Origin of the sequence: Pseudomonas sp. nanlin1, assembly GCF_045571515.1 — a bacterium.
GTDB lineage: Bacteria > Pseudomonadota > Gammaproteobacteria > Pseudomonadales > Pseudomonadaceae > Aquipseudomonas.
The window spans coordinates 2,597,805-2,619,783 of sequence record NZ_CP124218.1; the positions used below are offsets into that span (position 1 = coordinate 2,597,805).

At 62.4% G+C, this 21,979-nt stretch carries 21 protein-coding genes; 17 read left to right on the top strand and 4 right to left on the bottom strand.

Going from position 1 to position 21,979, the window contains the following annotated elements; all coding sequences use genetic code 11:
* Positions 1-91 precede the first annotated feature (91 nt).
* Positions 92-2,467 (top strand): TonB-dependent siderophore receptor, encoded by a 2,376-nt coding sequence (locus tag QCL65_RS12080; protein WP_407316458.1) that lies wholly within the window; start codon positions 92-94, stop codon positions 2,465-2,467.
* Positions 2,468-2,586: 119 nt separating this feature from the next.
* Here the strand turns inward: QCL65_RS12080 and QCL65_RS12085 are convergent, their stop codons facing one another.
* Together QCL65_RS12085 and QCL65_RS12090 are read right to left on the bottom strand one after the other, a co-directional pair.
* Positions 2,587-3,507, bottom strand: coding sequence for a bestrophin family protein (locus tag QCL65_RS12085; RefSeq protein WP_407316459.1), 921 nt, complete (start codon positions 3,505-3,507; stop codon positions 2,587-2,589).
* Positions 3,508-3,682: 175 nt separating this feature from the next.
* A complete protein-coding gene (locus QCL65_RS12090; protein ID WP_407316461.1) occupies positions 3,683-5,089 on the bottom strand; it encodes a hypothetical protein in 1,407 nt (468 codons plus the stop codon).
* Positions 5,090-5,233: 144 nt separating this feature from the next.
* Between QCL65_RS12090 and QCL65_RS12095 the strand changes: the two genes are divergently transcribed.
* From QCL65_RS12095 to QCL65_RS12170, 16 genes are all read left to right on the top strand, one after another.
* On the top strand, positions 5,234-5,719 hold the full coding sequence (locus tag QCL65_RS12095; protein ID WP_407316463.1) for a Rap1a/Tai family immunity protein: 486 nt from the start codon (positions 5,234-5,236) through the stop codon (positions 5,717-5,719).
* Between the two features lie 551 nt (positions 5,720-6,270).
* Positions 6,271-7,179, top strand: coding sequence for a sigma 54-interacting transcriptional regulator (locus QCL65_RS12100; protein ID WP_407316465.1), 909 nt, complete (start codon positions 6,271-6,273; stop codon positions 7,177-7,179).
* Between the two features lie 152 nt (positions 7,180-7,331).
* The gene (locus QCL65_RS12105) at positions 7,332-7,601 is read left to right on the top strand and encodes a hypothetical protein (protein ID WP_407316467.1); all 270 of its coding nucleotides are present in this window, start codon (positions 7,332-7,334) and stop codon (positions 7,599-7,601) included.
* A gap of 76 nt (positions 7,602-7,677) precedes the next feature.
* Positions 7,678-8,676: a hypothetical protein gene (locus QCL65_RS12110; protein ID WP_407316469.1), complete on the top strand. Its 999-nt coding sequence runs from the start codon at positions 7,678-7,680 to the stop codon at positions 8,674-8,676.
* A gap of 20 nt (positions 8,677-8,696) precedes the next feature.
* Entirely contained in the window at positions 8,697-9,065 is a 369-nt protein-coding gene (locus QCL65_RS12115; RefSeq protein ID WP_407316471.1) for an EscI/YscI/HrpB family type III secretion system inner rod protein, read from the top strand.
* A gap of 11 nt (positions 9,066-9,076) precedes the next feature.
* Positions 9,077-9,904 carry a type III secretion system inner membrane ring lipoprotein SctJ gene (gene sctJ, locus QCL65_RS12120; RefSeq protein WP_407316473.1) on the top strand — a complete coding sequence of 276 codons (828 nt, stop codon included), beginning with the start codon at positions 9,077-9,079 and terminating at the stop codon, positions 9,902-9,904.
* Entirely contained in the window at positions 9,901-10,464 is a 564-nt protein-coding gene (locus QCL65_RS12125; protein ID WP_407316475.1) for a hypothetical protein, read from the top strand. The genes sctJ and QCL65_RS12125 overlap by 4 nt, the downstream gene beginning before the upstream one ends.
* Positions 10,442-11,014 carry a type III secretion system stator protein SctL gene (sctL, locus tag QCL65_RS12130; protein ID WP_407316477.1) on the top strand — a complete coding sequence of 191 codons (573 nt, stop codon included), beginning with the start codon at positions 10,442-10,444 and terminating at the stop codon, positions 11,012-11,014. The genes QCL65_RS12125 and sctL overlap by 23 nt, the downstream gene beginning before the upstream one ends.
* 87 nt (positions 11,015-11,101) lie before the next feature.
* Positions 11,102-11,323, top strand: a complete 222-nt coding sequence (locus QCL65_RS12135; protein ID WP_407316479.1) for a hypothetical protein — start codon at positions 11,102-11,104, stop codon at positions 11,321-11,323.
* Positions 11,310-11,750 (top strand): hypothetical protein, encoded by a 441-nt coding sequence (locus QCL65_RS12140; RefSeq protein ID WP_407316481.1) that lies wholly within the window; start codon positions 11,310-11,312, stop codon positions 11,748-11,750. Before QCL65_RS12135 ends, QCL65_RS12140 begins: the two co-directional genes overlap by 14 nt.
* 22 nt (positions 11,751-11,772) lie before the next feature.
* Entirely contained in the window at positions 11,773-13,842 is a 2,070-nt protein-coding gene (gene sctC, locus QCL65_RS12145; RefSeq protein ID WP_407316818.1) for a type III secretion system outer membrane ring subunit SctC, read from the top strand.
* Between the two features lie 2 nt (positions 13,843-13,844).
* Positions 13,845-14,048, top strand: coding sequence for an HrpT family type III secretion system protein (gene hrpT / locus QCL65_RS12150; RefSeq protein ID WP_407316483.1), 204 nt, complete (start codon positions 13,845-13,847; stop codon positions 14,046-14,048).
* 5 nt (positions 14,049-14,053) lie between these two features.
* On the top strand, positions 14,054-14,422 hold the full coding sequence (locus tag QCL65_RS12155) for a type III secretion protein HrpV (RefSeq protein WP_407316485.1): 369 nt from the start codon (positions 14,054-14,056) through the stop codon (positions 14,420-14,422).
* Positions 14,423-14,465: 43 nt separating this feature from the next.
* A complete protein-coding gene (locus tag QCL65_RS12160; RefSeq protein WP_407316487.1) occupies positions 14,466-14,852 on the top strand; it encodes a CesT family type III secretion system chaperone in 387 nt (128 codons plus the stop codon).
* A 30-nt stretch (positions 14,853-14,882) separates the two neighbouring features.
* A complete protein-coding gene (locus tag QCL65_RS12165; protein WP_407316489.1) occupies positions 14,883-15,752 on the top strand; it encodes a hypothetical protein in 870 nt (289 codons plus the stop codon).
* A 2-nt stretch (positions 15,753-15,754) separates the two neighbouring features.
* On the top strand, positions 15,755-16,234 hold the full coding sequence (locus QCL65_RS12170; protein ID WP_407316491.1) for a CesT family type III secretion system chaperone: 480 nt from the start codon (positions 15,755-15,757) through the stop codon (positions 16,232-16,234).
* Between the two features lie 47 nt (positions 16,235-16,281).
* Here QCL65_RS12170 and QCL65_RS12175 read toward each other — a convergent pair whose 3' ends face one another.
* Positions 16,282-16,485: a hypothetical protein gene (locus QCL65_RS12175; RefSeq protein ID WP_407316493.1), complete on the bottom strand. Its 204-nt coding sequence runs from the start codon at positions 16,483-16,485 to the stop codon at positions 16,282-16,284.
* Positions 16,486-16,531: 46 nt separating this feature from the next.
* Positions 16,532-21,928 (bottom strand): AvrE-family type 3 secretion system effector, encoded by a 5,397-nt coding sequence (locus tag QCL65_RS12180; RefSeq protein ID WP_407316495.1) that lies wholly within the window; start codon positions 21,926-21,928, stop codon positions 16,532-16,534.
* Positions 21,929-21,979 lie beyond the last annotated feature (51 nt).

Genomic DNA, 21,979 nt, shown 5'->3' on the forward strand with positions numbered 1-21,979 from the left:
ACATTCACAAATGTAAAAAAATTGTTAATCTGCGCGTCGCGCCTCCGCGCTTCGCCTTATGACTCTTTGCCCATTTGTAGGATGCCCACGCATGTTCCGTCCGTTTCTACCTTCGCTGACTGGTGTTTTGGCCCTGGCTATCGCATCGGCCACCTTAGCTGCACCGGTCAGTTTCAACCTGCCTGCCCAACCGTTGTCCACCTCCTTGAACCAGTTGGCCCAGGCCAGCGGGTTACAAGTGAAGTTCGACCCCCAGTCCGTGGCTGGCAAGCAGGCGCCAGCTTTGCGTGGCGATCTGGAGCCGGCGCAGGCGCTCAGCCAATTGTTGGCGGGCAGCGGTTTGACGGCGGCGGTGGAAGGTAATGCGGCGGTGGTGTACCCGCCCAGTGGCAACGCTGGCGCGGTGAATCTGGGCAGTGTCAATATCAACGCCGAAGGCGGTGGCATTGCTGGTACGGCCACCACCGAAGGCAGCGGCTCCTACACCACCGGTTCCATGACCACGGCCACCAAGCTGCCGTTGTCGATCCGCGAAACGCCGCAGTCGGTCAGCGTGATGACCCGCCAGCGCATGGACGACCAGGGCATGAACAACCTCAATGACGTGGTCAAGTACGCGCCTGGCATCACCTTGCGCAAGTTCGGCGGTGACCGTCAGCAGTTTCGCTCCCGTGGTTTTACCATCGACAACATCATGTACGACGGCCTGCCTACCAGCGTCGGCACCTTCACCCTGGACACCATCAGCTCGGCGGACCTGGCCATGTACGACCGGGTCGAAGTGGTGCGCGGCGCCACTGGCCTGATGTCGGGGGCGGGTAGCCCTTCGGCGACCCTCAACCTGGTGCGCAAGCGCCCCACGGCCACCCCGCAAGTAAGCGTCACCGCCAGCGCCGGCAGCTGGGACCGCTACCGCACCGAAGTGGATGCATCGAACAAACTTAACGAACAGGGCACCTTGCGCGGCCGGGTGGTCGCGGCCTACGAAGACAACAATAGCTATATCGACGTGCGCGAAACCCAGCGGCAGACCTTTTACGGCATTCTTGAAGCCGACCTTAACGATGCCACCACCTGGACCCTGGGTGCTTCTAAACAGCGCGACGACGCTACCTCCGACTGGGGCAGCCTGCCCTCCGGGCCCAACGGTGAAGACCTGCACCTGTCGCGCTCGACCTTCCTGAGCAACGACTGGGCCTACTGGGATCGCGATAACATCTCGCTGTTCACCGACCTGACCCACCGCTTCGACAACGACTGGACCGGCAAACTCTCGGCCTCGCGCATCTGGGCTGAGTCCAATACCTTTTCCAACTACCTGGTGGCCGCGCCCATCAACGGCGTGGGCTTGCAGACCTCCGGCCAGTACGACACCACCGACGTACAGACCAACCTCGACGCGTCGTTGTCCGGGCCGTTCCAGTTGTTCGGCCGTGAACATGAGCTGACGTTTGGCTTGAGCCGTAGGCAGGAGAAGTTTGATCAGAATGGTGGGTTCTGGCTGGGCTCGACGCCGATTGATATCTACAACTTCGATCCTAGCGCGATTCCAAAGCCGTCCCGTGGCGATCGACAGCCTTATTCCAATACCTATACCGCGACGGAGGAAGGTGTGTACGCCGCCGCGCGTTTCAATCCAATCGACCCGTTGCACCTAATCATCGGTAGCCGAGTGACGTGGTACGACTACCAAGATCTCAACACCAGCAGCAACGACTTCAAGGTGACCCAGGAAGTCACACCTTATGCTGGAGTCGTCTATGACCTGAACGACACTTACTCTGTGTACGCCAGCTACACCGAGATCTTCAAGCCGCAGACCGAGACGGGAGTAGGGGGTAGCGTGCTCAAACCCCTGACTGGCGAAAGCTATGAAATCGGCCTAAAGGGAGAGTACTTCGACGGCGGGCTCAACGCGTCGGTCGGGTTGTTTGATATGACGCAACAAAATCGTGCCTATCAAATCACCAGTGGCGCCTGCGTGGGCGGGCCTACCTGCTTCAGTTCTGCTGGCGAAGTGCGCGCCCGCGGTATCGACGCGGAGTTGAGCGGAGCCCTGACCCCCAACTGGCAGTTCTCCGCAGCCTATACTTTGGTGCTTAGCCAATACGTCAAAGACGAGGTTCGCACTAAAGGCGACATCTTCGCGCCAGATCAGCCCAAGCACCTGTTCAAGGCAGCGACCACCTACCACCTGCCGGGTAATCTGGAAAAATTCCGCGTGGGTGCCGATGTGCTCGGGCAAAGTTCGACCTACGCCCGAGTGGGTACTGGCCACGCCAACCAAGACGCCTACGCCGTCGTCGGCCTGATGGCCGGCTACCGCTTCGACGAGCATTGGGATGCGCGGGTCAACCTGAACAACGTGCTCGACGAAAAGTACTGGCAGGGCATCCCCACCGGCAGCGGCAGCGGCACCTACGGCGACCCACGCAACCTGATGTTCTCGGTCAAGTGGACGCTGTAAGCGAAGGTGCGCGCGGGGTATAGACCGTAGCCAAGAGCTCGGGGGCAAGGCCCCCTCCTACAATCGGTGGCATATTTGCTGGCTGTAGGAGGGGGGCTTGCCCCCGATCTCTTGACCTTCTAACGCAACACCGCCGAACCCTTGAAAAACGGCAGCAACGGGCCCGGTTTGGGCTCGTTGTACATCGAGCGCAGATTCTTTTCGATCGTCAGGCACAACTCGTCCATGCGGATCCGGTGCTGGCTGTTGCCGAAGGGCGCCTGCAAATCGGTGCCGATGCGCTCCATGGCCAGCAGCATGCAGCCCACCACGGTGGAAATCACCGGGGTGAACCAGCCCAAAGTCGTCACCATACTCAACGGCATGATCACGCAGAACAGCGTGCTGAATAGCCGTGGAAAATAAACGTAGGGGTAGGGCAGCGGGGTATTGGCGATCCGTTCCATCCCGCCCTGGCAGTTGGACAAATCCACCAGCGTCGACTCCAGCCGCGCAAAGCGGATGCTATCGAGCCGGCCGGCGGCAAACTCGTCGGCAATGATCGACGCGGAGCCATTTAAAATATCATTGGGGAAATTATTACTGGCAGTCGCTCGCTGTATTTCGCTGGGCGCCAGCAGACCGTCGAGTTTGGCGTTGTGCACGTTGCCTTGCAGATGCGCGCGCAGGGCCCGCAGGTAGGCCACATGGCGACGAAACAGCAGCGCTTTGGCCGGGTTATGCCGGGCTTGCCCGCTGCCGTCGATCAGGGTCAGTACCTGGCGGGCGAAACTGCGCGAGCTGTTGACCATCGCGCCCCACAAGGTCCGCGCCTCCCACCAACGGTTGTAGGCGCTGGAATTGCGAAAACTGATCAGCACGATAAGTGCCGAGCACAGCAGGGTCAGGGGCATCAGCGGAAAATCGAGGCCTTTTCCCTCAATTAGCATCACGTCGGTGGTCACCGCCAGGTCCCAGAGCAACAACCACAGCAATGACCAGCCGACGTAACCCAAGGTCTTCTTAAAGCAAAGCCATTTTTTACCGATGGGGCCCGTCATAGCTGCACTCCTGTACAAAGTTGGCGAATGGCCAACTTACGGTGTGCGGCTTAAAACTGGCTTAATTGGGGTGAAGAGATCGGGGGCAAGCGGAACGCCGCCCGGCCCCCTCCTACAATCAACGTGATGGTGGGAGGGGGCCGGGCGGCGTTCCGCTTGCCCCCGATCTTTAACGTCAGGACACCATACCGGCAACCTGGCGGACTTCTTCAGGCGCGGCCTTAGTCTCAGACAGCGCTCCAGCGTAGGCCCCCGCCAGCATGGCAGCCGGGTTGCCGCGGCCTGCGGCGATACCGCTCAGCGCACCTTCGGCGGTATCGATGGCGCCTTCCACACCGCCTTTGATCATGCCGCCAACGCTACCGTCAGAGTCACCGATGCCGGTGAGCACGTTGCTCAGCCCAGGCACCATCCACAAGGCTTTACCCGCTTCGCCGGCCGCCCAAGGCAGGTTGTCTTTATTGCTGCCATCGGCTTTCACGTGGGTGTCGTTGGTTTCATCCAGCTTGTGGTCCGCTTTCAGGGCGCCATAGCCCTGCTCGGTAAAGTCCTTCCAGTTACCCGCTGGGGTGCCGTGGCGAGCATCGCCGTCATTGGTGATCCCCTCCAGATCGCCGTTGCCCACTTTGTCGCCACGGTCACCGTCATTGGCGCCCTCTGAGGCATCGATATAGTTAAGCACCCGCGCAGCGTTATAGGCCGCATCGGCGCGGGCCTCTGGGTCGGGGTTGTTCTCGGTCCAATCGCCGCTGCGCTTCTCGCCGTTAGGGCCTTCCATCGCCAACTGCTCGTAGGCGCCTTCACGATTGATGTCCTTCTGGTCGCCCAGGTTGGCCAGAATCGGGTTGGCCGCGATGATTTCCTCGGCACTGCGGGTATCGCCCTCAGGGCGCCCGGTAGGGGCTGTGGGCCGGGTCGAAGTGTCTTGTTCGGTCGGCACCGCGGGCTGCGCAGGCGCGCTGGCGGCCACCGGGGCCGCGCTGGCGGTGGCAGGCGCGGCTTGCTGTGGGGCAGCGGCCGACTCGGCGGCGGGCGCGCCGTTCTTACCCGCCGTACCCAGCTGAATATTGATTTCGATGGTGGGCTGCGGTTTGTTCTGGGCAGCGCCATTGCCGCCCACGTACTGCATGCTCGAACCACCGCCGGAATGCTGCAGCATCGTGCCGATGACTTTCTCCAGCATCTGCGCCAACGGCGAGAGCAGTTTGGCCAGCCCACCCGCGCTGGACAGGCTTTGGTTCTGGCTCTGATTGGGCGGCAGCGCGGCGTTACCCGAGCCGCTATGACCGCCCCCATAGCTCACGGCTCCAGGCGAGCCTTGTGGGGCAGCTTGGGTACTTTGTTGCGGGTTCTGGGTGCTTTGGTCGGCCCGGTAGATGGCCGCACCTCCGCTCGCCAGGGCCCCCGTACCCTGGGCGACATTGCTGAAGTTGCCGGTGGCGCGGCTGCCGCCGTTGCCGGAATCGTTGGGCGTGTTGGCCGGTTTGCTGTTGGACGCATCGGGCTTGGGGTCGGGTTTGGTGGCATTCGGGGTGACGTCGGGGGTCTTAGGAGGCGAACTGCTGAGTCCAGGTAGTTTCATGTGCTCTCTCCAAACGGTTGGTTCAATGGACGGGCCCGGCCCACTCTTGGTGATGGAGCTAGGTTGCTGCTTGGCGGGCCAGTACTGACGGTCGGCGGGGTGAGTGGGTAGTGGTTGTGTGGCCAAGGCGGATGAATCGGTTCCTTGGAAAAAAACCATCGCTGGCCGTGGAACCGATTCTGGCTGGCTGACCACTCAGGCCAGATCGAACACGGAATCGAGCCCATGGCGTTGCCGGCATATTCAATCAAAGCGCTGTTTTTACCCGCGCGCGCGAGGATCGGCAGGCAGGTCGCTCAACTGGCATTGAGCCTTTTCCTAGGGGGATTTTTTACCGCGGCCCAGGGCACCTTTTTCAGTGGGCGAGACCTGCAAGCGCCGCTGCAAAGCATCCGTGAGGGGCAAACTTTGACCCCCGGTCAGATGCAGGCGTTGGGCTACGTGCAGGGGGTTTATGACGCGCAAGCGGGGCTGCTGTTTTGCAGCCAGGCGGGCGTCGACGCAGGTCAGGTGGTTAAAACCGCCAACGCTTACCTGCTCAATCACCCAGGTATCTTGGAGCAACCGGCCAGTGTCGGGCTAACCGCCGCGTTTATTAGCCAATGGCCTTGCCGACGGGCTAATAATTAATAAAGCGAACTAATGCAGGTGTACAACTATTGAATACTCTCTTTCACAGGCAGGCGTACTATTTTGCACTGCTTTAATCACCGGGTTCGCCGAATTCAACTAGCCCTGTATGTTTATTGGCGTGGTACATCCAGCTGGCAGGTACATCAGGATAACTACGCGCTTGTGTCGTCGCGCGCACCAAACAGTGCCGTGCACGGGGACATAGCCATTGAAAAGCCCTTTTAAATGTCGTCTGAAATGCAAAAAGCCTGGGCTGGCCAGGTTTGACATTGCCAGGTCGTTGTTCGCAAAATCATCAAGTTGCGCGGTTTTTTTGCGGAACCAAAGGCTCTGCGTCAAGGTCCAGATGATGCGAACCACTTCAAGCCACGCAGCCCCCCGCTCTATCGTCCCTTCTGCCTCCGTGCCGGTGTATGGAGAAGGAGAGAGAAGAGAAGATTTCTTTGAAAATAGCCAGCCGGATTGCTCCGCCCTGAGTTTTTATCAAGTGCAAGTGTGCATATTGAACAGGTCGGGACGCTGGGCCTTAGTGCGAAAAGGGTATTCACATGGACAAACGCGAGTTTGAAATTGACCCCAAAGACATTGCCTATTTTGGCGACTTTGTGGACTTGCAATACTTGGCGAGCAACATGGCCCCTTTAAATATCGACCTCTTACTCGTTGGGGAGACGGGGACCGGCAAGGACACCCTGGCGCGGCAAATTTATCGCCTGTCGCGGCGCCGCGGCGCGTTCGTCGCCATGAACTGCGCGGCGATTCCGGAAAGCCTGGCCGAAAGCGAATTGTTCGGTGTGGTCAGCGGCGCCTACACCGGTGCCAGCAAATCGCGCAGTGGCTATGTCGAAGCGGCCCAAGGTGGAACCTTGTACCTGGATGAGATCGATAGCATGCCGCTGTCGCTGCAGGCCAAGCTCTTGCGTGTACTGGAAACCCGCGGTGTCGAACGCCTGGGTTCGACCGAGTTCATCCCGGTGGACATGTGCGTGATCACCTCCTCGCAGCGTCCCCTGGAAGAACTGGTCGAGGAGGGCACCTTTCGCCGCGACCTGTATTTCCGGCTCAGCGTCGTCAGTATTCAGATGCCACCGCTGCGCGAGCGCCGCGAGCAAATCATCCCCTTGTTCAATCGCTTCCTGAGCCGCCAGGCGCAGTTGCTCGGGCGCCCCACGCCGCCCTTGCCGGCGGCGGTTACCCAGCAACTGATCGGGCATTCCTGGCCGGGCAATATCCGTGAACTGAAATCCAGCGCCAAACGCTTCTTGCTCGGCTTTGCACCCCTGGCGCACCCCTGTTCGCCGGACCGCCTGCAGCTCAAGGCGCAACTGCGGGTGATCGAGCGCATCCTCATCGACGAAGCCATGAAACGCCACCAGCAAAGCGTCGAGGCCGCTAGCTTCGAGCTGGGCATTTCCAGCCGCACCTTGTACTACCGGATCAAAAGCCTCTCCGCCTGAGCCCCGCCCCCCACGGCCGCCGCGCCTCTTGTAGCAAAGCTTGGGCGGATGTGGAACCGCTTTGCCGTTAGCGCCCACTCAGGGTCAGGACTAGCGATCACACCCTGCTAGGCCTGAGCTGTTCCACGCTAATCATTAGGCTGAGGTGCAATATGCTAACTTCCCTGAACAACGGTATGAGCAACATTAGCAGCACGTTCGATACCCTATCGGCAGGTGGCGACGGTGGTATGACCGACCGTTCCGCAGAAAACGCCGGGCGCATGTCTGACGCCACGGGTGCCGCCGACTCCAAGGTCACCAACGCAGGCATCGAAAACACCAAGGTGCAAGCGGAAAACGCCGTGCAGAGCATGGTGCAGAAGGCCGACATCAATCACATGAACAACGTTTCGCAGAACGTCGGTTCCATTAGCTACTGATCACTGGCGGCGGTGGCCCTAGCCGGGTCGCCGCCGACCCCTTGTGTGTGCCTGATCATCTAGAGGACGCAGAGGCATGTTAACCACCCCCATGAATCAAACCAGCAGCCGCATCGGCGCAACTGAGCAGCCGCTGCAGTTGCAGTCCTTGACGAGCACGATGAACCCGTCCCAGGGCAGCGAGCGCCCGCAAACCATGGACCAGGCGCTCGACGCCCTGGTCAAGTCGATGACCAACGACCAAGGCCAGGTCAACAGCGAGAACCCCCTGGTCAAGATGCTCGGCGAGTTCCTTGAGAAGATGCTTGCCTCAATGCTGCAACAATCCGGCGCCGGTGGCGACGCCCAAGCCGCGACCCAGGGCTCTGGGGCTGCGACCGTGCAGGACATGTCACCGGAGGAACTGAAAAACGCCCTCAGTGGCATGCTCGAACAACTGATGGGCGGCAACGCCCCAAGTGGCAACGGTTTCGGTGAAAGCGGGCAGGGCGGTGGGCAAGACATGCTCTCGCAACTGCTTGGCGCCCTGACCCAGGACAAACTCAATGGCTTGCTGCAGCCCAATGAGCAGCTCGGTGGCGCGGATTTCGACACAGCCGACAAAGACCTCATGCAGCAGGTCGCGCAATTCATGGACCAGCACCCCGAAGAATTTGGCTCCCCTGATAACGCCGACGGCAGCACCCGCTCGTGGACCGATGAGGTCAACGAACGCACCAGCAGCGGGCCGGAAGGTAAGGCCGATACTTACCTGGACGCCGGCGAGGCCGAGGCTTTCGCCAAGGCCATCGAGATGCTCGGCCAGAGCGCTGCCAGTGGTTCGGCGCAGCCTTCCGGCACCCTGGCCAACAGCACCACGCCCATTGCCGCCGATGAAGCCGGTGGCAACGGCGGTGGCGGGTTTGGCGCTGGCAGCGGGGCTTTGGGCGACAGCAATGTCAGCATCACCCTCACTGCCGAGCAGTTCCTCAGCCTGGTCCAGGGCAGTCAGGGCGGCTCCAGCGCACAAAGTCAGGCCTTGAACCAAGACGCCACGCAAGCGGCTGGTTCGATCATGGACAAGATGTTTGGTTGATAACCGCAATGGAGGTCGATATGACGATTGGGAAACTGGACAACAGCTCGGCCTCCGTAGCGGCCCCAGCGCCGCAAGAGGCACTCGATGCCCCGAGCCGGGGCGACGCTGACTGGTTCAAGGCGGCCCTGCAGCGCCCTGAACCGACCACGGCGGCCGGGAGTTTTTCCGAGCAGGTGATGAACCCACTGACGCGCAAAGCGCTGTCGCTCGAAGACATGTCCAAAGATGCCGGCAAGGCGCTGCGGGAAGCGTCTCTGGACAGCGACCCGATGAAGTTCATGGAGGCCAGCCGTGCGCTGAGTTCCTACTATTTGCAAACCTCGCTGTCGGTAAAAATGATCAGCAAGGGCTCGCAGGCCTTGGACAAACTCACCAACATGCAGTGATGGATGGGCTGATGAGGCATATTTCGCGATACCTGGGCCTGTTGGCAGTGCTATTGGTGCTGGGCGGGTGCGGCGACCAGATCGAGTTGCATGGCAAGCTCTCGGAGAACGACGCCAATGACGTGATCGCGGAGTTGGCCAGCAAACACATCGAGGCCAGCAAGCGCAGCAACAAGGAGGGCGTCAGCGTGCTGCTCTCTGCCGCCGACATCAACCGCGCGGTGCGGGTGCTGGACGCCGCGGGCCTGCCACGGCGAACGCGGACCAATCTGGGGGAAATCTTCAAGAAAGAAGGGGTCATCTCGACTCCGCTGGAAGAGCGCGCCCGTTATATCTACGCCTTGTCCCAAGAACTGGAATCGACCCTGTCACAAATCGACGGGGTGATCGTCGCCCGGGTCCATGTGGTGTTGCCCGAGCGTGTGGCGCCGGGTGAGCCAGTGCAACCGGCATCGGCGGCGGTGTTTATCAAACATGCCGCCAGCCTAGACCCGGATACGGTGTTGCCGCGCATCCGGCGCATGGTGTCGAGCAGTATCCCAGGCATGGCCGGCGCGCTGGACAACACCGAGAAGCTCTCTGTGGTGTTTGTCGACGCCCAAGCCTACCAAGAGCAGCAGGTGCTGGCCCACTATGGGCCGTTTCTGCTGCCCGAGCAGCAGGTCGCTACGGTGAAGTGGTTGGCCAGTGCGAGCCTGTTGGCCCTGGCGGCGCTGTTCGGCGGCCTGCTGCTGTGGCTGCGTCCGGCCTGGCGCCATAGCCTGCTGCAGCGCCTTGGCTTGCGCCCGGCGCAGGGCGCGGTGGGTACGGCGCTGGCGGCTGCCGAGCGCACACCGTGAACCCGGCACTCGCCCAATACTGGCTACAGTGGTGGGCGCGGCCGTGGCAGTGGGCCGACCCCAGTTGGTCGGCGGCCCTGGTGGAACAGCAATTGAGCGATGGGCAATTCGCCCAGCTGTCGGCGCTGTACCCCGAGCGCATCGCTCCGGCGTTTGCCGTGCAGCCCTGCGCTCCGGCGCTGCCGGACCCGCTCATCGCTGGGCTGATCCAGCTCAGCGGCCAGCGTGAGGCGGTGTTGGCCGTGGTCGAGCACCTGTGCACCGCCCGCGCCAAACGTGCCTTAGCGGATGAAAGCCTGCGGCCTTGGTGTCGCAGCGTCGCTAAGGCATTGCGCCCAGGTAGCTGGCTACCCGACGAAGGCCTCGAGCCTTTGCAACTGCTGGCGCTCTGGCGGGGCGAACAGGAGTGGCAGCGCCTACGCCTGCTCTGGCCGCGAGACGCCGCGCTAGCCGTGAACCCTTCGTTACCCTGCAGTGAGCCGCTGCGCCTGGACAGGCTCTGGCGCGCTGCCCTGCAACGTGTCCTGGAGGCTCCCCATGTTCATTCGCCGCAGGCTTAACCTCGACCCCCAAGCACCCAGCCTGGCTGAACCGCTGCTACGGCGCGAATACTTCAGCGACGTGGCCTTGGCCGGCGAATACCTCAAGCGTGCCCACGCCGAAGCCGAACATATTCGTAGCCAGGCCCACGCTGAGGGCGAGCAATGGCTGGCCCAGGCCCGGGCAGATTTTTACCAACGTGCCGAGGCATTCCTCAGCGACTGGGAAGCCGAGCGCCAAGCCCAGGCGGCGGTGCTGGTCGACCAGGCGCAAAGCCTAATCAAGCAAACCCTCACCACGCTGCTGGGAGAGTTCTCCCAAGCGCAGCGGGCCGAGGCCTTGGTGCGCCAGATAGCGCAAAGCCAGAGCCGCCCGGTGCAGGCGACCTTGCGCTGCGCCACGGACCTGCACGCCCCCGTGCAGCACTGGCTGCAGCACAACCCCCAGGCCCACTGGCAATTGGAGTGCGACACCAGCCTGGCACCCGGGACGCTGTGCCTGAGCAGCCCGACCGGCGACTTCAGCCTTGACTGGCAGCACCTGTGTGCGCGCCTCGCTGAACTGGCCTAGGTTCGATACCTAAAATGGCCAAATGACGGAACCGATACACCCGGGGTGACCACTCATCGATGTCATCCCTTTTCGAGAGAACCCGTCATGTCGACCAACGCCCTGGAAAGAAGGCTGGATAACAACTACGAACGCGCCAACCGTAGCTATGAGGCGGTCACCGAAGCGGCCACCGACGACCCCAGTGTCGAGAACATGCAGGCGATCTTTCAGGAAACCATGAACACCTCATCGGCCAACTTCGCCATGAATCAGGCGTTCAAGGTCAAGCACAACCTGACTAAGACGGTGCTCGATGGCTTCCAATGAGCTGTACGCCCAGCTTGAAGCGTGCCGGCGCCAGGCGGGCGCGGTGTTCGAGTGCTGGGTGGACGGTGTGAGTATTCAGGTCCACAACCGTGGCGGCTTTTTCTGTCGCGTGGCCCTGCCTGGCCGGATCGGCACCCAGAACGAGCAACTGGCGCCGCTGCTGCGTCTGGTCGAGGCCAGCATGAATGCGGCCGAACCGATTGCCCTGGCCTATGACGGCCGCCAGCAGCGCGCCTGCCTGGTGCGCTGGCTGCCTGCCGAGGCCGATACCCCCCAGTTGCTCGCGACTATCGAACACCTGGCCAACCAGCAAGCGGCATGGGCCCTGGTGCTCGCCGAACAGGCCCCGCGCAAAGCGCCAAACCGACCAGCCATGCGTGCTTCGCTGGGGTTGGGGCTGGTGCACAGAGGATTGATGAATGGCTAAAGCTGCATGGACCTGCTGGCCGCTGATGGCCGCCATGCTGTGGGCGACGCCCACCCTGGCCGTCGTCCCGGAACAATGGCGCGACACGCCCTATGCCTACGATGCGAAAAATGCGCCCCTGGGCCAGGTGCTGAAAGATTTTGCCGAGAGCTTTGGGGTCAAGCTGATTGCCGACGACATCAACGGTACGGTCAATGGCCGGATGCGCAGTGAGAGCCCGGAAGCCTTCCTCGACCGCTTGGGCCTGGAGCATCAGTTCCAGTGGTTTGTCTACAATAACAGCCTGTACGTCAGCCCCATCGATCAGCAGCAATCGACCCGGATCGAAGTCGATGAAAAGTCCGTCGACGACCTCAACCAGGCCCTCACCGATGTCGGTCTGCTCGACCCCCGCTTTGGCTGGGGCGCCTTGCCGGAGCAGGGGGTGGTTTTGGTGCGCGGGCCTCGGCGTTACGTTGAGCTGATTCAGGAGTTCAGCCAGAAGCAGAAAAGCCGCGACGAAAAACAGGAAGTCATTTACCTGCCCCTGCGCTACGCCAACGCAGCTGACCGGCCGATCAAATACCGCGGCGAGAGCCTGAAAATCGATGGTGTGGCCTCGTTGCTGCGTAACCTGTTGGAGCGCCGCGCTTCGTCCCTGGGCGGCAGCGCGTTGAGTGCCGATGCGCTGCGTTCTGGCAGCTTGTCGGGGGTCCCCGGCATGGGTGGCTTTGGTGCCGATGCCAGTAACTTCCCGCAGTTGTTCGACGATTCCCGCTCCAGCAATTTCGCAGGGCAGAACTACCTGCCGCCCAGCGCCGATGAGCGCGCTTCCAGCCGCTCGCGCAACCATATTCGGGTCGAGGCGGATGTGCGCAACAACGCCGTGCTGATCTATGACGACCCCGAGCGGCGCGCCATTTATAAAGACTTGGTCGAAGAGCTGGACAAGCCACGCAATGTGATTGAGATCGACGCCATTATTGTCGACGTCGACCGCAGCAAAATGGACGAGTTGTCGAGCAACTGGGGCCTGAGTGCTGGCAACTTCAGTGGTGGCGCCAGCCTCGCCGAGAACGGCCGCAGCTCGACCATGTTCGTTCAGGATCAGGACCGCTTCTTTGCCGGCCTGCGTGCGCTAGAGGGCGAAGGCTTGGCTTCGGTCATCGGTAACCCTTCGGTGCTGACCCTGGAAAACCAGCCCGCCGTGATCGACTTCAGCCAGACCGAAATCCTTGAAGCCGTCGGCGAACGGGTAGCCAACTTCGAACCCTTGACCGCCGGTACCAGCCTGCAGGTGATCCCGCGCTCGATCACCCCCGCCAACGCCAAGGACCAGATGATCCAGTTGGTGGTGGACATCGAGGACGGGCAAATCGAACAGTCCACCATTCGCGCCGAGCAGCCCTCCGTACGTCGCGGTAATGTCAGCACCCAGGCAGTGATCGCGGAAAAGGCCTCCCTGGTGGTTGGCGGTTTTCATGTCTATGAAAACAATCGGCGGGAGAAACGCGTGCCTTACCTCAGCGCCATTCCGATTTTGGGCAAGTTGCTGTTCACCGCCCGAGAGCGCAATGAGTCCAACCGCGAACGCCTGTTTATTCTCACGCCACGGCTGATTGGCGATCAGGTCAACCCCATGCGCTATGTGGAGTACGCCAACCCCAACCATGTGCAGGACCGCCTCGACAAGATCAAGCAGCGCCGCGAAGGCCCCGACCGGCCCAACCGCAACGCGGTCAGCAACGCCTTGCGCGACATGATCCAGGGCAGCGTACCCGCCGGGTTCGCCGCGGCGGCTATCCCGCTGCGCCCTGAGACCCTTTGCGACGGCAACCCGGCCTTGCAACTCGACCCACGCCGTGCCCAGTGGTACGCCGGCGACCAGGGCTTCGGCATTGCCGTGGCCTTGGTGCGCAATACCGGCGACACCCCACAGCGGGTCGATGAAGCCAGCTGTGGCGGGCGTTATGCCGTGGGCGTGAGTGTCTGGCCCGACGCCTGGGTGGCGCCGGGTAGCGAAGCAGAGGTGTTCATTGCCTTGCGCCCACCGAAGGTCAACAGCGGCGCGCCGCAGCGTCGTTCTCTGCTCAGCCACGCGGAGGCTCGCTAGCCATGAAATATGCCGTGCTTGCCATCCTCTTGCTGGTGCTTAGCGGTTGCTCATCGTTTGGCCACTCTGGCTGTGCCAAACCTGCGTGCGACCGGCCCAGTTCAACCGACCGCGAGGTCATCATCTGGTGGCCGCCCGACATGCGCGACGGCCTGGGCCGGGGCGATGACCAGGTCGACTTCACTCGAGTGCCTCTGGAGGACTGAACCCTATGTCCACTCGTGACAACAAAAAGGCGCAATTCTACGCCGAGGTCGTGGCAGGGCGCCCTGCCATGTGGGAGATCGCGGCCGGAGTGGCTTTTTGCACGCGCCGCGAATGCCTCGACTGGGGCCTGGCTCTGCAGGTCGACTGGCACAGCCTCGGCCCTTCGCAACTGGGCGAGGCCCTGGAGCGGCGCTTCGAAGACCCGGAGCGTTACAACGACTACTTTCTGTTCTTGGATTCACGCCGCGACTTTGTGGTCTGGCATTGCCTGCCTGGTGAACTGAACAATGCTGCGCTGGACGACATCAGTGCCCACCAGTTGCAACTGATGGGGCTGGAGCATTTGAGCGAGGGCCTGCCGGTTCGCCATTGATCGCAACCCCCTAGCCAACTGCCTAATAGACAAGGAGCCTCCCATGACCACCCCCCACGCGCAACGCTTGCTCGCCGCGCTGGCCACCCAGGCCGGCAGCCCGTTGATCTTCAAAGACGGCCTCTGCGCACTGGCCGACGAGCAGGGCCAGGAGCTGGCCAATATCGAAGTCCCAGCCCCCGGCGATGTGGTCTTCGTGCACGCCCGGCTCGACCTGGACTTGACCGCAAGGGGCATTCACCAGCGGCTGTTGCAGCTCAACTTCAAGCCGGAGCAACTGGGCGGCTGCTGGCTGGCCCTGGATGCCCAAGACAGTGTGCGTTTGTGCACCCAGCACGACCTCGGCTTGCTCGACGAGTTGGCGTTCACCCAGTTGATCATGGGTTTCGCTGACCGCTTGGGCACCTTGCGCGCTACGCTCTCGCGCTGAGCGCACACACTCAAGGCAAAGGTGCTTAGCATGTTTCCGATACTCCCGGTGGGCGCCGCAGCGCGCCACGCCAGCGACCCCCACACGGTGAAACTCTGGCAGGCCATGCCCGGCACTCACCGTGGCCAAACCGTCAGCGTCTCGGCGCAGTTGATGGGCGACCTGCAGACAGCCCAGAGCGTGATCGATGCGGTAAAACAAAACCTCAGCCACGGCGCCGGTAACCTCAAGAGCGACTTTATGCTCAGCGAGGGCGCCAGTTATCAGCGCAGCGTGGCCGCGCGGCACCTGCGCGAAGTGGATTTTCGCGGGGACGATAATGGCCTGGCCAAATCGGCATTGGCGGCCCAAGCCGGCGCCTGTGCCGAGCATTGCGCGTTGACCCTGGCGTACCTGGCCGACATGCAATTGGATCGGCCGATCTTTACTTACGCGGCGGCGAACGACGCCGACCATCAAATCAACCTGATCGGCGATCTGCGCGAGCCGCGCCAGGCCATTGTGGTGGATGCCTGGCCGTCGTTCGCCAAAGCCCACCTGCTCGACAACGCCCAGTTTCAGCCTGACCCCGCGCGGATATTGGCCGTGCACTACCCGGGGATGAAGGCTCGGTTCGGCCTGGACGAGATGATTGAAGTGGCGGCGGTGGATGAAGGCCGCGTGGCCGAGATCAACCAGCTCAAAGGCACCCCATCCTACGCCCAGACCCTGGCCGCGCGCCCTGACATTGGCCTGCGCGAGCAGCCTCACGGGCTGCGCAACCTGGGTGTGCGTTACCAGAACCAGGACGACTTCAACCAACTCTTCGAAAACACCGTGGACCGCGCTGACTACGAGCGCCAGGCGCGCGGCGCACAACTGGCGCAGCGGCATTTGCCGCAGCCTCCCGAGGAGGTGTGAGGATGGGCGCTGTGCCTTTTAAAAGCCTTATTGCGCCGTTGTTGCGCCACCTCAATGTCAACCCTCCAGCCCTGGATGAGCAGTCGGCCGTACGGATCGATTTCGACCATCTGCAGTTGCAACTGACGCCCTTGAATGACCGCGAATTGCTCATGGTCGCCAGCCTTGGCGCGTTGCCTGGCGATGCCCATGCGGGCCTCGCTTGGGCGTTGCTGGGGGCCAACGATATCGACCCTACGGCGCCAGCGATCTCGGTCACGGTGATCGGCAGCGAGCGCAGCGTCATCCTGTGGAGCCGCGAGCGGTTTGCTTACCTGGATGCTCCAGCGTTGATCGCGATGTTCGAGCGCTTGGTGGCCAAGGCCGAAGGCATGCTCCAGACCCTGGCTGCCCAGGGTGGCGCGACCCATGGCACGCCTGCCAGCGGTAAAGCTCGTGAAGCACGTACCTCTTTGAGCGCCAGCCGGGTCTGGGAGCGCTAGCCGCGATTGAGCTAAAAGCATCGGGGCCCGTAGGCCCCGACTTGCGTTCAGTAGGTGGCGGGTTTGTGCTCGGTTTGTTCGTCACCATAAGCGATTGCGGAGCCTTGCGGTTGGCCTCCACCTATCAAGTTTTTGAGGGCGTTGGCGCCGTTTTCGGCTAATTGCTGGCCAGCGCCCTGGGCCACGCCTTGCAGTGCGCTTTCGGCCACCGGAGCGAGGGCGCGGGTGAGGGGAGCGAGTGCTGCGATCATGGTGTTTTCCTTCTGCAGGTTGGGGTAAAGGGGTTAGCCGAGTGCCTCACAGAGCACCCGTGCCGTGGGGCGTGCTGCCGGTATTGGCGCTGCCGCCACCGGCGCTGGTGGCGTGCTCCACCGAACTCTTGGCGGGCGCATCGCGGGCCACGTCTTCGTCGCTGGCGCTGTGCAGGTCTTTGCGGTTGCGGCTGCCCATCATTGCAATGTTGCGCTGCTCCAGGTCGTCGCGCACCGCCTTGTCGACATGCGCCTGCACCAGCAGGCCGCCGGGCGTGACGCTGACCGGCTGATGCTCCTGCTCCTGGCTGTATTTGAACGCCATGGAAGCCAGCACCACCGAGTCGGTCACCGAAGCGCTGCTCTTGGCGCTCAGCAACAGGTTAGGTGTCGCTTTGCTGTCGGTCTGGGCGGCCCCGCGGAGCAGGGTGATGCTTTTGATCCGAATATTGTTGTCGTCGCTCAAGGCGGCCTTGAGTTGCTCCTGCAGATCAGGCGCCTGGGCGTTCAGGCTGGCTTCGAGTTTTTCCAGCACCTTGGGCTTGAGCTCCAGGGTCAGCTCCATGGATGTCGGGCCCTCGCGTTCCGCGCGCCGGGCCATCTCCTGCAAGCTTGGGTGGTTATTGATATAGGCCGCGATAGCATTGGCGTTCTGGCTGGAGGTGCGCTGGCGCCAGGGAGCATTGGCACCGATCAAACCGCCTTGGCGCAACTGCACCCCGGTGCTGGTGTATTTGTGTTCGGCGGAGGCCAGGTAGCGGCCGCCGGCCTTGGACAGTTGGTTATGTTTAGTCAACTGCTCAATGCTGTAGCGCAGTTCACGCAAGGTATCGCTGTCGTGGGGCAGGTGATTGAGCTGGTCGGCCACGTTTTTCAGGGCTTTAAGATGGCCTTCCGGGTCGTCCAGGGGCTCGCCGGCCTCGATCGCTTTGGTGGCTTTCTCGCGTAAGGCCTGCGTACCCGCGCCACTGTTGTAGGAGCGCATCACCGCTGCCAGTGTTTGCGCACTCTCGAGCACGGCTTCCTTGTCAGCGTCACTGGCGCTGGCGGGCAGGTGGGCGATGGCATCGGTCAACGCTTGCACCTGGTTCGCCTCCCTTGGCAGATTAGCGCGCAGCCGCGGCAGTAGGCCGCTCAGCTCATTTAGGCGGGTGTCCACCGGGCGCGGCCTGGCGGGCAGGTCGGGGGCTTGGAAACCGCCGAAGGGGTTGGCCCGCAGGTTCGCCGGGGCTGGCGCAGCGCTAGGTGCACATTGGTCCAGCGCTTTCATCAGGTCTTGCCGTTCTTTTAGGGCCGCGGCCACCACGCTGTCTTTGAGCACTTTGCCCAGGGCTTTCTCGACATCGTGCAGCAGCGGTGTGGTCACAGCCTTGCCGGGCTTGAAGTTGAGTTTGAATTCGTCGTTCTTGGCCCGGTCCATGGCGAAACTCACGCTGAGCGCATCTGGCACCGTGCTTTGGCCGATCAGCACATGGTTATTGACCCCCATATTGTTCGGGGTAGAGTCCGAATGGGCGTAGCCTCCGGTATACATACCGGCCCGCGCATAAGCGCCGACGCTGGCCGCCGGCAGCACCTCACGGGCCCGGGCCTGAGCGAAGGCGTCCTGGCCCTCACCTTTGTGAGTGGTGACCGTGCTTTTGGAATTATTGAGCAGGGTGGTGTCGGCACTGAGGCCTGCCGTAGCGCGTAGAAAGGCATTCCACGTGCTGCGTTCGTCATCTCTCAATAGGGAGCCGCCGAGGCTGAGCCGACCCAAGTCGACACTGATACCCGCGCCCAGGGTCTGCTGGGACACCTTGCTGTGGGCCACCGTGCCGGTTTTTTCCTGGCCCAGGCGGTACAGGTCGGCCAGCGAGGCGCTGGGGTCCAGCAGGTTTTCCATGACATTGGCCATGCTGGCGTTGGAGGCGGTCAGCCAGCCGGCGATGGCGTGGGTTTGCGTGGCTTTGGCGCTGACATCGGCGCTGTACAACTGGCCGGTGCGGCTGGGGCTGTAGTTGGGGTCGCCGCCCAGCAGGCGATGGGTGACCGCCGAGGGCGCGTGGTAGTAGCCGACGTTGAGGAACTGGTTGGTGCTGTGGCTGTTTTTCAAGCCCAGGGTGGTCGCGCTTTCGCCACCTTCGCTGCTCAGGCCGAAGCCATGTTCGCGGCCCACCCCGAAATTGAGGTAAAGCCCGCCCCCGTCCGGGGTCAGGGGAACGACCAGGGACGGGCTGGTCAGGGTGGCGCCCTTACTGCGCAACAGGGCGGTGGCGTCGCCCACCTCAAGGTTGCCCAAGTGGTCGCCGATGGCCCGCAGGTCGGCGCCAAACGAACGGCTGGTGTTGTAGTTCAGGCCGTACTTGCCGGTCAGTTCCCGGGCTACGGTATCGCGGGCTTGTTGCAGTTTTTCCAGGGCTCGATGGCTGACCACACCGTTGTCGCTGAACAGCTTGATGTCATTGTTCTCATAAGCCTGGCGCAGGCCTTGTAGCTGATCCAGGGAAGTGCTTTTACCGGGGGCCACCTGGGCACCGGTGACCAGGCCATGGCTGTAAACGCGGGTCAATAAATCGCCCATCTGGTGCATCGCTTGGGCGTCGAGCAGCACCCGGTCTTCCAACAGGCTGCTGGGGCTCTTGTTGCGCCCGGGGTTATCCAGGCTGGTTGCGAACGAGCGTTCGGGTAGCTCCAGGCCCAGGCTGATCAACTGGTCGAGCTTGGCCCGGGGTTTGCTGGTGGCGTCCAGGCCACTGGAGCTGAGCGCTCTGGCCAGCACCTGCACCGGGCCTTTGGCGGTCTGGCCGGGTACGGCCGCTTGCAGCGGTTCGCCGCGTTCGTCGAGCAGACCGTGCAGTTGCCCCAGGCGCACGATGGCCTGGTAGCTGCTGTCCTCGGCTTCGTCGCGCAGGGCTTTGAGGCCCTTGTGCAGCTGGGCTTGCTCTAGTTGGTCACGGGTCTGGGCTTTTTCAGGCTGCTCCAGGCCCGCCAAGCGCGCGTCGAACGGGGCTTTATTGCCCACGGCTGTGGGGTTCTTGAAGCTCTCGTACAGCCGCTGAGATTCTCGGTACACCGGGTTCAAGCCAGCACGGCTGCGGGCCTTGGCGGTTACGGCCATATGGCCGGCGGCTTGCAGTTTTTCTTTGAGGGTATCCTGTGCGGTGTAGGCTTTGACCACCTCGGTGGCTTTGGCCTTAGGGGCCTCGATGGGGTGGAAATGGTGCTGGTAAGACTGGTTCATCTTGCGAAAGCCTTCGGCGGCGTTCTTAAAGATGTTCTTGTTCGTACCGGTGCGCACGTTGTCGTTGGTGGAGCCCAACAACGTGGTGGTGGCGCTGCCGTTGGCGTTGCCGATCTTGGTGGTGGTGTGATTGCGCGCCTGCATGGTTTCCCACTGGCTGTTGGCCTTGGGGTTGGCCAGCGCTTTGACCGGGCGCAGTTCGGCGTTGCCGTTGCGGTCGTAATGCAGCTCCAGCGCGTGGCTGACGCCAGCGGGCTGGCCCGGCGCGGGGTTGGCGGCGGCGGGGCTGTGCAAGCTGGCCTGCAATACTGGGCGTTTGTTGGCGCCCATCGCGACCTGGTCGATGGCCACGTTAGCCTGGGCCAATTGCGCGGCGGTCACGCCCAGGTTGGGCACTGCTTGCAGGGCCTCCTTGATTTTGTCCTGGAGCATGTCCTTGCCGTCACCGGCTTGCCAGCCGGCCGGTTGCCACGCCGCGCTGGGCCCTTGGTGAGTTTGCGTCCATTGGTCGTGGGGCAACTTGAACAGGTTGCCGCCGGCGGCGACGTACAGGTGCTTGCTTTGGTCGAGGGCAACGCTGTCAATGGCCAGGGGCGCGCCAGCGCTGTCGCGGGGCGCGGGAATGTCCACGCTGAGGCCGTCGAGGCTGGCCTTGAGGTTGGCGGGCGCACCGTCAGCGGCGCGGCTAAGCAGGGCGAAATGCTTATCATCGAGCACCGCGCAGTGCTGCGTGGGCTCTTCGCTGAGGACGCGGCCCACCTCGGCGGCGGTGGAACGGCCCAGGGCGACGGCCTCGTCATTGCCCATTTTCAATTTAGGCTGGGCAAAACTGGCGTCGACGGCTTTGGGCTGGCCGTCTTGAATGATGTAGGGCTTGTCGTCCAGGCCACGTAGCAACTGGCTGACCCCATGCACGTGGAGTTTGTCCCAGTGCTGGGTGGTCTCGTTCCAGCCACACAGGTCGCCGGTTTTATTCAGGCCCAAGGCTGCACCGCCGTGCAGGCGGACCTGGGTGTCGTCCGCGCCAATACGCTCGGGCAGGCCGCTCTGGTTGAGCAAGTGCAGTTGTTCGCTGAGCCGCCAGCCTGGGCTGAGCTTGGCCGTTGCAGTGCCCGTGTTGGTTAGGCGTGGATGCTCAAGGGTAGCGCTATGGCGCAAACCCATGCCATCGCGCAGCACGGCCTTAAGCGCGCCGGAGTCGGCGATAAAGCCTTCCAGCGCCGCTTTTTTGCCTGCTTCGCTGCCGACGGCCTGGGCGAAGTCGAGCTTCACCGGATGCACGGTCAGCGGCACGTTGCCGGTGAGCTGTTGGGGGAGGGGGCGGTGATACAGCTGGCCTTCTTTATCGATGGCAAACAAGGTCGGCTGGTCATTGTGTCGGGGCAGCAAGCCGACGCGCTGTACCTCAATGTCTTCGCCATTGGCGTTGCGCAGGGTGACATCGACGCCATTGTCCAGGTCCGATTGCTTGGCCAGGTGGACCTTACCGTCACGGTGCAACTGCGCCAGGTGGGTGTTGGTGGAGCTGTGATCGCGTACGTTGTCTTTGTGCCGGTAGAGGATCAATTCACCACGGTGGTCCAGGGACAGCCGGGAAATATCGTTTTTTTCAGGCTGGGTGCGAGTCCAGCGGTCGGCGGTTTTGTCGAAGTGGTAGAGGGTTCGGCCGTGCAAGGTGTGCTGGTCGCCTTGGTGGTCGGTGAAGATCGCGCTGCTTTCGGCCTGGTGGCCCGTGCCTGCCATGGTATCCGGGCGAGTGGGCATCGATGACTTCAGGGTGCTGATCAGTGCAGCGCTCTGTTGCAACTGGTGATAGTGCCCATCTTGGTCGCGCATCACGAAGCCCTTCACGCCCACGCCGCTTTCGTGGGCCTGCAAGGCACGGATATCTTTGTACTTGCCTTCGGCATTGAGCTTCTGGGTGATAGCGTGGGCGGCGCTGGAGTTGACCATTTGCAGGCCCGCCGCACTGTCGTTGGGTGGGATGGCCATCAGCGGCGCGTGCCAGTCGCGCTGCTCGTGTTTGCTGACTTCGCGCTGGCGGGCGCGGAACAGCCCGGTGAACTTGCTGCCGGCCTTACTCAATGAATGGGCCACCGCCACCCGAGCGGAGCGGCTCTGATCCTGATTGAGCTTGGGCGCTTTGTCCTGGCTGTGCAGGGGCGGCGTCTGGACCGTGTTGGTAGGGCGATGCAGGCGTGCTGCGAGGGAATTGAGCATAACGGTGGCCTCGTTGATTCTATCCGTGTGTGGTTGGCACGTCGAAAACGG